The organism is Erythrobacter sanguineus, assembly GCF_900143235.1.
Lineage (GTDB): Bacteria > Pseudomonadota > Alphaproteobacteria > Sphingomonadales > Sphingomonadaceae > Erythrobacter > Erythrobacter sanguineus.
This window is the reverse complement of sequence record NZ_FRDF01000003.1, coordinates 40,001-54,029: the sequence shown is the minus strand read 5'-3', so window position 1 is coordinate 54,029 and position 14,029 is coordinate 40,001. Positions and strand designations below refer to the sequence as shown.

13 protein-coding genes (1 of these 13 only partly in view) are annotated in these 14,029 nt (G+C 65.5%); 11 read left to right on the top strand and 2 right to left on the bottom strand.

From position 1 onward, the window contains the following. Window positions 1-30: 30 nt before the first annotated feature. Together BUA05_RS02730 and BUA05_RS02725 are read right to left on the bottom strand one after the other, a co-directional pair. Complete coding sequence (locus BUA05_RS02730) at window positions 31-576, bottom strand: (2Fe-2S)-binding protein (protein ID WP_072673137.1); 546 nt, start codon at window positions 574-576, stop codon at window positions 31-33. A gap of 31 nt (window positions 577-607) precedes the next feature. Then, window positions 608-1,372: a class II aldolase/adducin family protein gene (locus BUA05_RS02725; RefSeq protein WP_072673136.1), complete on the bottom strand. Its 765-nt coding sequence runs from the start codon at window positions 1,370-1,372 to the stop codon at window positions 608-610. A 97-nt stretch (window positions 1,373-1,469) separates the two neighbouring features. On the opposite strand from BUA05_RS02725, the gene BUA05_RS02720 reads away from it, so the two are divergent. The 11 genes from BUA05_RS02720 to asd all read left to right on the top strand — a co-directional run. Further along, window positions 1,470-2,837 (top strand): MATE family efflux transporter, encoded by a 1,368-nt coding sequence (locus tag BUA05_RS02720; protein ID WP_072673135.1) that lies wholly within the window; start codon window positions 1,470-1,472, stop codon window positions 2,835-2,837. A 60-nt stretch (window positions 2,838-2,897) separates the two neighbouring features. Then, window positions 2,898-5,348: a chemotaxis protein CheA gene (locus tag BUA05_RS02715; protein ID WP_072673134.1), complete on the top strand. Its 2,451-nt coding sequence runs from the start codon at window positions 2,898-2,900 to the stop codon at window positions 5,346-5,348. Then, window positions 5,345-5,797, top strand: coding sequence for a chemotaxis protein CheW (locus BUA05_RS02710; RefSeq protein ID WP_072673133.1), 453 nt, complete (start codon window positions 5,345-5,347; stop codon window positions 5,795-5,797). The genes BUA05_RS02715 and BUA05_RS02710 overlap by 4 nt, the downstream gene beginning before the upstream one ends. Window positions 5,798-5,853: 56 nt before the next feature. Further along, a complete protein-coding gene (locus BUA05_RS02705) occupies window positions 5,854-6,219 on the top strand; it encodes a response regulator (RefSeq protein ID WP_072673132.1) in 366 nt (121 codons plus the stop codon). Window positions 6,220-6,290: 71 nt separating this feature from the next. Next, entirely contained in the window at window positions 6,291-7,337 is a 1,047-nt protein-coding gene (cheB, locus tag BUA05_RS02700; protein ID WP_072673131.1) for a chemotaxis-specific protein-glutamate methyltransferase CheB, read from the top strand. 11 nt (window positions 7,338-7,348) lie between these two features. After that, complete coding sequence (locus BUA05_RS02695) at window positions 7,349-8,212, top strand: CheR family methyltransferase (protein WP_072673130.1); 864 nt, start codon at window positions 7,349-7,351, stop codon at window positions 8,210-8,212. A 130-nt stretch (window positions 8,213-8,342) separates the two neighbouring features. Next, entirely contained in the window at window positions 8,343-8,885 is a 543-nt protein-coding gene (locus BUA05_RS14885) for a GGDEF domain-containing protein (protein ID WP_245790057.1), read from the top strand. Between the two features lie 90 nt (window positions 8,886-8,975). Beyond that, the gene (locus BUA05_RS14880) at window positions 8,976-9,854 is read left to right on the top strand and encodes a putative bifunctional diguanylate cyclase/phosphodiesterase (protein WP_245790056.1); all 879 of its coding nucleotides are present in this window, start codon (window positions 8,976-8,978) and stop codon (window positions 9,852-9,854) included. Next, a complete protein-coding gene (locus BUA05_RS02685) occupies window positions 9,851-11,656 on the top strand; it encodes a methyl-accepting chemotaxis protein (protein WP_072673129.1) in 1,806 nt (601 codons plus the stop codon). Before BUA05_RS14880 ends, BUA05_RS02685 begins: the two co-directional genes overlap by 4 nt. A 94-nt stretch (window positions 11,657-11,750) precedes the next feature. Next, window positions 11,751-13,613, top strand: coding sequence for a methyl-accepting chemotaxis protein (locus BUA05_RS02680; RefSeq protein ID WP_072673128.1), 1,863 nt, complete (start codon window positions 11,751-11,753; stop codon window positions 13,611-13,613). A gap of 121 nt (window positions 13,614-13,734) precedes the next feature. Continuing rightward, a protein-coding gene (gene asd, locus BUA05_RS02675) for an archaetidylserine decarboxylase (protein ID WP_072673127.1) crosses the window boundary here: on the top strand, window positions 13,735-14,029 show its start. Its footprint extends 554 nt past the window's final position; 295 of the gene's 849 nt are visible here — the first part of the coding sequence; its start codon is at window positions 13,735-13,737; the stop codon falls past the right edge of the window.

Here is a 14,029-nt window from a genome sequence, read left to right as displayed (position 1 = left end):
GCGTTCAGACGGTCGTGTTAGCCAACCCGATCAATCAACCTCCGGCACGCGCAGCGCGGGGACGGCCTTGGCCGCATCTTCGGCGCTGATGCCGGGGGCGGGCGCCGCGCTGATGCTTTCGCGGCGCTGGGCCACACGGCCCGCCCGTTGCACCGCGCGCACCAGCCGCGGATAGACCCCGCAGCGGCAGATATTGGGGATCGCGCTTTCGATCTCCTCAAGCGTCGGCGAGGGATTGCGCTGGATCAGCGCGGCCGCCGCGATGACGATGCCGGGGGTGCAGTAACCGCACTGGATCGCCTGTTCGGCCACCATCGCCTGCTGGACGGGGTGCGAACGATCGCGCGAAAGCCCCTCGATGGTGGTGATGATCCGGCCTTCCGCTTCGGCAAGGGTGATGCGGCATGATCTGAGCGCCGCCCCATCGACCAGCACCATGCACGCGCCGCCGCATTCGCCGCCGCCACAGGCCTTGGTGCCGGTAAGGTTCATCGCCTCGCGCAGCGCATAGAGCAGCGGCATGCGCGGATCGAGATCGAATTCCACGGGCCGTTCGTTGACGGTCATGCGCGACATTGATGGTTCCTGTCAGATGACCGCAAGCAGCTTACTGGCGCCAGCTATCATCGACCCGGTCGACCTTGCGCTTCCACGCTTCGAAATCGAAGATTCCCGCACCACCCTGCCCGGCCATCACCGACAGGTCGCGCTGATGCACGTCGACCACTTCCTGCGGAACGACGGCGGGATTGCCCATGCTGAGCGTCGCCACCTGAATCTCGCAGGCGCGCTGCAAGGCCCACATCTTCACGAACATGCCCTGGATGGTCTTGTCCATCACCACAGGCCCGTGGTTGCGCAGCATCAGGATGGTGTGATCGCCAAGGTTCTCCACCAGCCGTTCGCCTTCCTCGGGTCGCACGGTGATGCCTTCGAAATCATGATAACCGATCCGGCCCTGGAAATTGCAGGCATAGAAATTGGTCGGCAGCAAGCCGTCCTTGTGACTGGCGACCGCCATCGTCGCGGTGGTGTGCACGTGGCAGATCGCCTGTGCGCGCTCGCCCAGATGCTTGTGAAAATAGGCGTGCTGGGTGAAGCCCGCCTTGTTCACCATATAGGGCGACCCGCCGACATTATTGCCTTCGACATCGATCTTGACGAGATTGCTGGCGGTGACTTCGGAATAGAGCAGCCCGAAAGGGTTGATGAGGAAGGTATCTTCTTCCCCCGGCACCTTCAGCGAGATGTGGTTGTAGATCGATTCCGACCAGCCGAGGTGATCGAAAATCCGGTAACACGCCGCCAGATCCAGACGCGCCTGCCATTCTTCCTTGCTGCATTCGATTCCGGGCTTGAGCTGGGTTGCCATGACGTGTCCTCTCTTCGCATTGCGCTTTGGCTGCTGTATCGCACGCGCAGGGAATGCTTTGCAAGCCAGACGCTGTCCCGCTACGCCTTGCGACCAGATGAACGCGCCCGAACAAAGCCTTCCCAGACTGGTCAGCGGCAGCATCCCCGGGCACCTCGTCAGCCAGACGCTGCCGATGGTGATCGGGGTTGCCGCGATCATGTCGATCGGGCTGGTGGATGCCTATTTCATCGGTCAGCTGGGCCGCGATGCGCTGGCGGCGATTTCCTTCATCTTCCCGGTCTCGGTGGCGATCACCTCGCTCGGCGTGGGCATCATGGTCGGGATCAATTCGGTGGTCGCCCGGGCGCTGGGCGAAGGCGATCACGAACGCGCCGCGCGGCGGGCCAATTTCGGGATCGTGTTTGCGGCCGGATGCGGCGCCGTGCTGGGGCTGGCGCTGTGGTTTGCGCTTGATCACATCTTCGCCGCGATGAACGCGCCTGCTGACCTGATGCCGATCATCCGCGATTATATGCAACCCTATGCCATCGGCTTCCCGCTGATCCTGGTCATCATGGGCTTCAACGGCGTGCTGCGCGGACAGGGGGAGGCGCGGCGCACCAGCACCGTCAGCATTGCCTATGCGGCTGCCAACTGGGTGCTGGATCCGCTGCTGATCACCGGCGCATTTGGCATCGAAGGCTACGGCATGGCGGGCGCGGCCTATGCCACTGTGGCCGGTTGGGCGATCGGCGTGGCGGTGGCAGTGTGGCTGACGCGGACGACGGCCCTGCCGCTCGATTTCAGCTTGCTGCGCAATTGCAGCCTGGTCGATCCGGCCAAGGCGATCATCCGCGTCGGGCTTCCGGCTGCCTTCTCCAACGCGATCAATCCGCTGGGCCTGTCGATCCTGACCGCGCTGGTCGCGCTGGAGGGTGAGGCAGCGGTGGCGGGCTTCGGCGCGGCCGGGCGATTGCAAAGCTTCGTGATCGTGCCCCTGCTGGGGCTGTCGGGCGCGATCGGGGCGATCGTCGGCCAGAACTGGGGCGCGCGCCAATATGGCCGCGCGCGTGAGGCCGCGCTGTGGGCGGCGGGGTTCTGCATCCTGTGGGGACTGATTGTCGCCGTCGCCATGGTGCTCGCCGGAGAAAGCTTTGCGCGGCTGTTCACCGATGATCCGGTGGTGGTCGGCGAATTCGCCCTCTATCTCGAAATCGCAGCATGGGGCTATGCCGGGTTCGGGCTGCTGATCGTCGGCAATGGCATCATGAACGCGGTCGACAAGGCCAGCTTTGCGCTGGTGCAGTCGGTGGTGCGGGTGTTTCTGGTGATGCTGCCGGTGGCGCTGGTGCTGCAAGGCAGCATGGGCAGCGCGGCGATCTACACTGCTGAACTTGCCGCCAACCTGTTCGGCGCGGTTTCCGCGGTGCTGCTGGTGCGGTATATCTTCGCGCGCAATAAGGGCCAGTCGCGCCCGCGCTAGGCCTTCATTAACCAACCTGCCGCATACAGACCCCTGCACGGTTCAAGGGGCGCGCACCGCATGGATGATCTGCTGGCGGAATTCATCGCCGAGACCCGCGAAATGCTGGAGGCTTCCAGCGGCGAGATCGTCGCCTGGGAAGCCGATCCGGCTGATCGCGCGCGGCTCGATACGATCTTCCGCTTTGTCCATACGGTGAAGGGCAATTGCGGGTTCTTCGATTTCCCGCGCCTTGCCGCGCTGAGCCACGCCGCCGAGGATGCGCTGGCCGATTGCCGCGCCGGACGCCGCGATCCCGATTCCGCGATGGTGTCCGCCGTGCTCGCCATTATCGATCGGATTGCGCAGATGGTCGATGCCATCGAGGCAGGCGAGGAATTGCCCGAAGACGGTGACGATGCACTGATCGCGGCGGTCAATGATCCACGTGAAACATCGGCAAACAGGGGTCAGGACGGGGTCAAGGAGGGGTCTGAACCACCCCTGCACGCCCCTGCGAGCATCCTGCTGGAGCGCGCCGAGGATTCCGCTGCCCCCGCCCGCCGCAACGAAATCGCCGCCGCCCAGCGCACCATCCGCCTGCCGGTGGAACTGCTCGACCGGGTGATGAGCGGCGTGTCCGACATGGTGCTGGCGCGCAATGATCTGGCCCACCGGCTGCGACAGGCGGGCAACCAGCCGACCATTGACGGGCCGTTCGAACGGCTCACCGCGATCCTGTCCGACGTGCGCGATGCGATCACGCGGATGCGGATGCAGCGGATCGAGACCTTGCTGAACGCCCTGCCGCGGCTGGTGCGCGATCTGTCGGCCGATCTTGGCAAGCTGGTGATGGTCGACTGCGACGGCGGCGATGTCGAGCTTGACCGCGAGATGATCGAGACCATCCGCGATCCGCTCACCCACCTGATCCGCAACGCCATCGACCACGGGATCGAGGTGCCGTCTGCCCGCCTCGCCAGTGGCAAGCGCGAGATCGGCCTGCTTGCCATTGCGGCGCGCCAGTCAGGCAACACCATCGCCATCATGATCAGCGATGACGGGCGCGGGCTGGACGAGAAAAAGATCGCTGCCAAGGCGGTCGCCACCGGGCTTGTATCCCCGGCCGAACGCAGCGCAATGAGCCGCGACAAGCTGCTGAACCTGATCTTCGAACCCGGCTTTTCGACAGCCGACAGCGTCAGCAATGTCTCGGGCCGCGGGGTCGGGCTCGACGTGGTGCGCCAGAATCTCGAACGGGTCGGCGGCAGCATCAAGGTGTCGAGCCAGCCCGGACAAGGCACCGTGTTCACGATGCAGATCCCCCTGACGCTCAGCATCATCGCCGGGCTTACGGTCGAGGTCGGGGCGCAGCGCTTCGCGATCCCGCAGGGCTATGTCGAGGAAATCGTGCAGGCTAGCGCTGACGCGCTGGATTTCACCCGGATGGGCGAAGCCGCGCTGGTCACCTTCCGCGGCAACCGCATTGCCTGCCTGATGCTGGCCGACGTGCTGGGCCTGCAAGGCACAAAGACCGCTGCGGGTGAGCTGACGCTGGTGCTGCTGCGGCTGGCCAGCGGCGATCTGTTCGCGCTGGCGGTGGATCGCATCGACAGCAACGGCGATCTGGTGGTCAAGCCGCTGGCGCCTGCGGTGATGAAATCCGGGCTTTATGCCGGATCGACCCTGCTTGATGATGGCCAGCCGGTGCTCCTGCTGGATGTCACCAATATTGCTGCGCAGCATGATCTGGTTTCCGACGGGCGGGCGCGCGTGCTCCAGCCGGCCGAGGACGAGGCCGCCGCTCCGGGCGCCGCTATGCTGCGGGCCATGCTGTTCACCGATTTCGCCGGACGCCGCTGCGCTGTGCGGCTGGAACTGGTGCAGCGCATCGAAACCACCCCGCTATCCGCCATCAATCGCTCTGCGGCCCGTCCGCGCGTGGTCATCGACGGGATGATCCTGCCGCTGATCGGCCTTCCCGAAGGCCCGCTCACGGGCGACAAGCTGCGGCTGCTGCGGCTGTCGGACGGTGACTGCGAACTGCTGCATGCGGTGCGCGAGGTCGAGGATGCGATCGTGCTGTACGCACCGCTGATCCCGGTGCCGGAAGATCCGCTGGTCGAGGCCATGACGCTGATCGATGGCCAACCGGTCGCGCTGATCGACGCGCATGAAGTTTTCGCCCGTCACGGCGAACCGCCCGAGGCCGCCCCCGGCGCGCGGCCGCGCTGCACTCTGCCCGAAAGCGACTGGGCCCGCACCATCCTTGCGCCGCTCGTGACCTCGGCCGGATACACCATCGTGCCGCAGAACAGCGGCGATCCCGATGTCGTGGCGATCATGTTCGATGAAGTCTTCGAAGCCGCCGAGACGCTGGGCCGCGTGCCCGCGGGGCCGGTTATCCGCCTGCGCGATCATCCCGCAGCGCCCGCAGGCAGCGCCACCATCTACCGCTATGACCGCGCGGCATTGCTGGGCGCGCTTGCCGCCGCGCGCCGGGCGGCCATTGCAGGAGCGTCCCGCCGATGAACCAGCTGCTTGTAATCGTCCAGATTGCCGGGCGCCGATGCGCGCTCAGTGCGCATGACGTCAAATCGGTGATCGAGCTGGGCGCGATCACCCCCGTGCCGCGCGCCGCCGATTTCATCGCCGGGATCGCCGCACTGCGCAGCCAGTCGCTGACCGTGATCGATTGCCGCCGCGCGATCGGTTTCGATGCCGCGCCGTGGCCGACCGATGATCGCGCCGCGGTGATCGGCAACGGCGGCCATTCCTATGCGCTGATGGTGGACGGGATCGAGGATATCACCACCGCGACCGGAGAACCCGGGCAGGTTCCGGGCGGCTTCGGCCCCGAATGGTCGCGCATCGCCGCCGGCATGATCGAGACGGCTACCGGCCCGGCGCTGCTGATCGACCTGCCTGCGCTGATCGCTGGCCCGGACACCCCACGCGGAGAAATCGAGGTGGCAGCTTAATCCTATGCTTACCCAATGTTTCTAGGTTCAGCATCCGCTCCAAAGCAGGAATTGCCATGAAAACGTGCCTGATCGTCGATGATTCGCGGGTGATCCGCAAGGTTTCGCGGCATATCCTCGAAACGCTCGGCTTCGCGGTCACGGAGGCCGATAACGGCAAATCCGCGCTTGATGCCTGCGATGATGCGATGCCCGATGTGGTGCTGCTCGACTGGAACATGCCGGTGATGACCGGGATCGAATTCCTCGTGCATCTGCGCCAGCGGCCCGGCGGGGATGCGCCGAAGGTGGTGTTCTGCACCACCGAAAACGACGTTGCGCATATCTGCGAGGCGATTGCGGCTGGGGCGGACGAATATGTCATGAAGCCGTTCGACCACGAGACCCTCCAGATCAAGCTGCAGCTCGTCGGCTTCGCGTGAGCCCGGGCGCGCCTCGGACTCCGCTGGCCGCCCATGCTGCGCCCGTCAGGCGCAAGGGCACGATCCGGGTGATGATTGTCGATGATTCGCTGACCGTGCGCACCATCTTCAAGCGCATGGTCGAAAGCGATCCGGCGCTGGCGATCATCGGCACCGCCAGCAGCGCCGAACGCGCCATTGCCCAGCTTGCCAGCGAACCTGCCGATGTGGTGCTGCTCGATCTTGAAATGCCAGGTATGGGCGGGCTTGATGCCCTGCCCGCGATCCTCGCTACGCCCGGCGGCCCGCAGGTGCTGGTCGTTTCCTCGCTGACCGTCGACGGGGCCGAACACACGCTGGCGGCGCTTCAGATGGGGGCCGCCGATACCCTGCGGAAACCCCGCCCCGGCGGCTTTACCGAGGATTACCGCACCCAGCTTCTGGGCAAGATCCGCGCGCTCGGCGCCCGCAATGCCGAAACCGGCAGCGCGGCGACAGGGCTCGCCGAACGCTCCTTTGCACGGCCCGCCGCCAACCTGCGCGCGCGGCGCCCGGAAGTGATCGCGGTGGGCGCCTCGACCGGCGGGATCCATGCGCTTGGCCAGATGCTGGGCACGCTGGGGCACGATTGCATCCTGCCGATCCTCATCACCCAGCATCTGCCGACATCGTTCATTCCCGTCTTCGCGCGGCAGGTGGAGAATGCGTGCGGACGCCCGACCGACATCGCAGCCGACGGGATGGTCATCCAGCCGGGCCGGATCATGATTGCCCCCGGCCATGGTCACCTGCTGGTCAGGCGCAGCGGCGATCGGCTGCTCGCCCGCATCTGTCAGGAACCCGCGCCCAGTGGCTGCCTGCCCTCGGTCGATCCGATGCTCGCCAGCCTTGCCCTTGCCTGCGATGGCCGCGCGCTGGGCGTGATCCTGTCGGGCATGGGCCGCGACGGGGTGCTGGGGGCAAAGGAACTGGTGAGCGCGGGCGGCACGATCTATGCGCAGGATGCGGAAAGCAGCGCGGTCTGGGGCATGCCCGGCGCGGTCGCCAAGGCCGGGCTGGCCGGATTGATCGCCAGCCCGCCACGCCTTGGCGAGGCGATCACCGCGCAGGCCAGCGCCGTTTTGCTGCGGCACGGATAGGGGCACGCAGCGTGGAAACCAGCGAAGCCTCGCACCAGATCATCGCCGATCTGCTTGCCGCCCGCACCGGTCAGCATCTGACCGAAAGTCGGCGCTGGCGGGTCAATTCGGCGCTTGGCGGGCTGTTCCGCGAATATGGCATCAGCAATGTCGATCAGCTCGTATGCCTGCTGGCCTCACCGCGCACGGGCCCCGAAAGCCCCGATCTGGCGCAGGAAGTGGTTGAGGCGCTGCTGAACAACGAGACCTATTTCTTCCGCGACAAGCCCACCTTCGATCAGCTGCCTTGCGAAATCCTGCCCGAACTCGCCCGCCGCCGCGCCGATGTGAAGCGCCTGTCGATCTGGTCGGTGGGCTGTTCGACCGGACAGGAAGTCTATTCGCTCGCCATGCTGTTCGCCGAGCAGCGGGAGCGCTGGCAGGGCTGGACCATCGATATCCTCGGCACCGACGTATCGCACCGGGCGATCAACGCTGCGCGCAGCGGGCTTTACAGCCAGTTCGAGGTGCAGCGCGGGCTGCCCGTAACGCAGATGCTGCGATATTTCGACGAAACCGCAGGAGGCTGGCAAGTGCGCGAGGATGCGCGCCGCCTGGTGCATTTCCGCCAGCACAACATCCTCGGGCCACATCCCGGACGCCAGCCCTTTGATCTCGTGCTGTGCCGCAACGTGCTGCTCTATTTCGAGCGCAGCACCCGCCAGACCGCGTTCGACCGGCTTGCCAGCGCGCTATCGCCCCACGGTTTCCTGATGCTGGGCGCCGGGGAGACCGTGATCGGCCAGACCGAGCGTTTCCAGCCGGTATCAGCCCGCACCAGCTTTTTCGAACCGCTGGCGCTGCAGCGCGACCGGCTGAGGCAATACGCAGGTTGAGCGGGGCGGCCGCGCAACATCGGCGAACTTCCCGGTGAACAGGCTTTACGCTTCCTTAGCCGCTCCCTTTTACGATGTTGCCTGATTAGACAGCGATCAAGCCATGCTGATCAGGGATGCACACGTGTCAGTGACCAAGAAACCATTGCGCCTGACCCCCCTCGGGCTGGTGCTGCTGCCCCTGGCAGTCGCCTGCGCGATCACCGGCATTGCGGTTCTTGCGATCAGTCTGAGCGACCGGTTCACGATCAGTGCCTCTGCGCCGTTGATGATTTCCACGCTGCTTGTCTATGCCGCGCTGCTGCTGCTGCTTGGTCGCAGCAGCATGGCGAACATACGCGAGCTGGAATCTCTCGGCATGACCGATACGCTCACCCAGCTGCCCAATCGCCGGGCGCTGCACGAGGATGTCGAACGGCTGTCGCACAGCGAAGATGAAATCGCACTGGCGCTGATCGATCTCGACAGTTTCAAGCAGGTGAATGATCATTACGGCCATGCCGTTGGCGACCAGCTGATCGCACAATGCGCCCACCTGCTGCGCGAGGTGTGCGGCAACGAGGCGCGCTGCTACCGGCTGGGCGGAGACGAATTTGCGGCCGTGATGGCCGGCAAGGTGGCCGGCACGATCCTGGAAGGCATGTGCCGCACCCTGCTTGAACGGCTGGCATAACAGGTCGCCGTAGGCGAACGGCAGATCGCAATCGGGGCCAGCATCGGCCTTACCCGCAGCACCAGCGACAACCGGATCCCGTCTTCGGAAATGCTCCGGCGTAGCGATGTCGCCATGTACACGTCGAAGCGCGGCGGCAAGATGCGTTGCACCTGGTTCAACGAAACCTTCGACCGCCGGCGCGAGCGTGTGCGCGAGATCGAGGACGAAATTCGCGCCGGGATCGCTGCCGGTGAATTCATGGTGGCCTATCAGCCGCTGGTCGATGCCGGCGATGGCCGGATCGTCGCGGTCGAAGCGCTGCTGCGCTGGGATCGCGGAAACCGCGACCCGCTCGGCCCCACTGTGTTCATTCCGGTGGCCGAGGATTCGGGGCTGATCAACCCGCTCGGCCTGTGGGTGCTGCGTCAGGCGGTGTGCGATGCCCTGCGCTGGGGCGAGATCAGCTTGTCGGTCAATATTTCCGCGGCCCAGCTGCGCAATCCCGAATTTCCGATCAAGCTTGGCGAGGTGCTGGAGGAAACCGGCTTCCCGCCGCACCAGCTCGAACTCGAAGTGACCGAAACCTGCCTCGTGCTCGACCCCATGGTGGCCGAGCGCACGCTCGACGTGATCCGTTCCTTCGGGGTGCGGATCGCGCTCGATGATTTCGGCACGGGCTATGCCTCGATCGGGTTCCTGCGGCGGTTCCGCTTCGAAAAGCTCAAGCTTGACCGCAGCCTGATCGAACTGGCCGGCGGGGATGACGGCAGCCGGGCCATGATGCTGTCCAGCATCGCACTCGCACGCGCGCTCAACATGGCCGTCACCGCCGAAGGGGTGGAGACCGAGGAGCAGGCCGAACTGGCGCGCCTTGCCGGATGCGACCAGATTCAGGGCTGGCTGTATTATCGCGCCGTCCCCGCAGCCGAAATTGATCGCCTGATTGCCGCGCAGAACGCCGGGCTGGCCGGAGAACAGGTGGCATGAGCGCGCTGCAGGACATTGCCATCGAGCTTGAGGCTGAACATGCAGGCGCCCATCAAGCGCACCCGACGCAATCATTCGCCGGCCTGCACGGGTGGTTCGCAGGCCTTTCGGTTGGCGGCAAGATCACCTTTTTCGTCACCGTAAATCTCGGCTTCGCGCTGCTGGCCGGGCTGTTCGCGATCGCCGGATTTATCGAGCTTGGCAACCGCTCGAACCGCATCAACCTCACCCATGATAACGCGCTTGAGGCCGAGCGCCTGCTGGTCCATCTCAGCGAAAGCCAGCGCCATGCCGAAATGCTGGTGGCCAGCGGCGATGGCGCACGGGGACGCGCGGCGCTGGATGAACTTGCCGCTGCCGACCGCAGCGTCATCGGACTGACAGACCGGGCCCGCAGCTCCAACATCCCCGACCGCGATCAGCTGACTGTGATCCGCAAGGGCATTGCCGATTTCCGCCGCCAGATCGCCGGGTTCGGCGCGAACGCGGGCAGTGCCAGCCGGCGCGACACCCAGGCGCGCGAAGTTGCAGCAACGGGCGGCACGGTGCTTGAGGCTGGGCGGGACATGGCCCGATCGCTGGGCGCGGATGCCGATACGCTGTCCGATGCCGGGGCGGATCTGATTTCCACCCTGCTGTTCGCCTGGATCGCAATCGCCGCCACGCTCACGCTGATCACGCTGGCGGCGCAACGCTATGCCAATCAGACGATTGGCGGATCGCTGCGCGCAATGGCCGGACAGATGACCCGGCTTGCCTCTGGCGAAAAGGATATCGCGATCACCGGCATGACACGCCGCGACGAGATCGGCGACATGGCGCGCGCGCTTGAAGTGTTCCACCGTGCCGGACGCCAGCTGGAACGCCTGAGCCGCGAGCGGGCCGAGCGGGCCGCAGCCGAACGCGAGGAACACACCCGGCGACAGATCGAGCAGGAAGAAGCCCGGATCGAACGCGAGCGGATGCTGCGCGACGTGGCCGACCAGTTCGAACGCACCGTGGGCGAGGTGGTGACCGGCGTGGTCGCAGCCTCCGGCCAGCTTCAATCCACTGCAACGCTGATGGCGACCACGGCCGAGGATACCAGCCGCCGCACGGGCGAGGTCGCAGGCGCAATGGAGGAAGCCAGAATCGGGGCAACCGCCGCCGCCTCTGCGAGCGACGAGTTTGCCATGTCGATCGGCGAAATCAGCCGTCAGGCGGCTTCATCTGCCGAACTGGCGCGCGAAGCCGCCGTTACCGCGCACGAAGCCGACAGCACGATCAGCGCGCTCACCGCGTCAGCGCAGCAGGTCGGCGAGATCGTCGAACTTATCCAGAGCATCGCCCGGCGCACCAATCTGCTGGCCCTCAATGCCTCGATCGAAGCGGCGCGCGGCGGAGAGGCCGGGCGCGGCTTTGCGGTGGTGGCGAGCGAGGTCAAGGAACTGGCCAACCAGACCAGCCGCGCAACCGATAAGATCGCCGACCAGATCCGCGGCATGCAGGACAGCACCGGAGCGAGCGTTTCGGCCCTGCGCGCCATTGCCGGGCAGATCCGCCAGCTTGAGACCACCGCGGTCTCCATCGCCAGCGCCGTCGACCAGCAATCGGTCGCAGGGCAGGATCTTTCGCGCAGCATCGATCTGGCCGCGCGCGGCACCGAGCAGGTCGCCGATCATATCTGCGAGGTGCGCACCATGGCCCTCTCGACCGGCTCGGCCGCCAGTCAGGTGCTTGCCAGCGCCACCAGTCTTGAAACCCAGGCGGCCACCTTGCGCCAGCAAGTACAAGGCTTCCTTGGTCGGATCCGCGCCGGATAATCCGTACATTCCCCGAAGCGCATCGCCGGAATCAAGCTTTTGGAAAGGAATTTCCTTCACAAATGCTTGAAGTCAAACCCCGGGGGATTGCGGCATGAACATGATGACCCTGCAGGAGCGCCATGAGGAACAGGCCGTTCCCGAATTCGTGCACGATCTGAGATCCGACTTCGAAACCGAAGATGCCCATGCCAACGCCGCGGTCCCGGAAACCGTGCTGAAGACCAGCCTGCTCGAACGGCTCGGCTGGTTCCGCGATCTGTCCCTGGCAAGGAAGATCAATGCGATCTTCGGCACCTTCTTCGCGGTCGGCTTTGCCATGTCGCTTGTGCTGGGCCTTGGGCTTGGCGAATTGTGGAACCGGTACAATGCTTCGGCCCGCGTGCAGGAAGCGGTGATTGCCGCAGGCGAGCTGCAATCGGCAGCGGGTGAACTGCGTTACCATTCGGTGCGCGCGCTGTATGACCGCTCGCCCAGCCTGCGCGAGGCGCAGCGTGCGAGCGAGGCCGACGTCATGGCACAGGTTGCGGCCATCACGGCAGTTCTGGCCGAACATCTGCCCGACATGGAATCGCGCGGCGGTGATCTCAACCTCCGCCTTGACGCGATGAAGAGCGAGAACGACCGCGCAGCCGAGGCTGTCCGCACGGGTGGCAACACCAATGCGGTTGCTTCTGGCGTTGCGGCAGAGGGCGATTTTCTGCTTGAGGAAGCCAGCCGTCTGGCTGCCGATCTGGCGGCCCGCGGCGAAACCCAGGAAGCAAGCGGCATCGCCTATTTCTTCAACATGGTGCTGATCCTCGGAGTGCTGGCGGCGTTTGGCGGCGCGGTGCTGTTGCTCGGCCTTGCCTACCTCTCGCGTGATTTCTCGCGCAAGATCGTCGAAATCGCCAGCGGGATGAACCAGCTGGCCGCCGGTGACCGGCATTTCACCATCGCGGGCGGCGAACGCAAGGACGAGGTTGGCCAGATGGTCCGCGCGCTCGACCTGTTCAAGAAAGCCAACAAGTGGATGGAGGATCGCGCGCGCGAACGTTCCGAAAAGGCCGAGCAGGAATTGCAATTGCAAAACGAGCGCGAGCGCGAACGGATCGAGGCCGAGGCGCGCAAGGCGGCGATGCTTGAGGATGTGGCGCTGCAATTCGAACGTACTGTCGGCGATGTCGTCAACGGAGTCGCGGCGGCCTCCAGCCAGCTGCACACCACCGCAACCCGGATGGCGGGCAGCGCCGAGGAAGCCAGCCGCCGGACCGGCGAGGTTGCGACATCGATGGAAGACGCCAATGCAGGGGCCACCGCAGCCGCCGCCGCAAGCGACGAATTTGCGCTGTCGATCAGCGAGATCAGCCGTCAGGCCGCCTCCTCCAGCGAATTGGCGCGGCTTGCCACCGAAGCCACCGGCGAGGCGGATGAAACGATTTCGGCACTCGCGGCTTCGGCCGAGGAAGTCGGCCAGATCGTCGAACTGATCCAGACCATCGCCCAGCGCACCAACCTGCTCGCGCTTAATGCCAGCATCGAGGCCGCACGCGGCGGCGAGGCCGGGCGCGGGTTCGCGGTGGTTGCCAGCGAGGTCAAGGAGCTCGCCATGCAGACCAGCCGCGCCACCGAAAAGGTCGCCGACCAGATCCGCGCGATGCAATCGACCACCGGCGCCAGCGTCAAGGCGCTGCGATCGATCGCCGGACAGGTCAAGGAGCTGGAGGCAACCGCCGTCTCGATTGCCACCGCAGTCGATCAGCAATCGGTCGCCGGACGCGATCTGGCGCAGAGCATCGATCTCGCCGCGCGCGGCACGGAGAAGGTTGCGGGCCATATTGAAGATGTGCGGCAATTGTCGCTGTCCACCGGCGCCGCAGCCAGCCAGGTGCTGTCCAGCGCCAACGAGCTTGAGGGACAGGCCAGCCATCTCAGCGAGCAGGTGCGCGGGTTCTTGTCACGGGTGCGCGCGGGCTGACGGGTTCTTTGCCGCGGTTGCAAGGCGGGTCGATAGCGCCTTTGGCCTATCATCCTCGGGCGTGGGCGGTTACGGACATGCCAGCGCCATTCGTTGCGCATGGTTCTGACGGTTATGCACAATGCCCTCTCCCTTTGTCCTGCTCCAGCACGCCCTTCCGCAGCACCTGCTTTCGCGGTGGGCAGGCGGCGCTGCGGCAAGCGAACGTCCTTGGTTGAGGGACCGGCTGATCCGCCGGTTTGCGCGTTCCTATGGCGTCGACATGGCCGATGCCGTTCGCGGTTTCGATCAATTTGCGAGCTTCAATGACTTCTTCACCCGCGAACTGAAGCCCGGTGCACGCCCCTTGGCGGACGCATCCCGCTTCATTCTCAGCCCTGCCGATGGCGCGATCAGCCAGCTGGGCACGATAACGC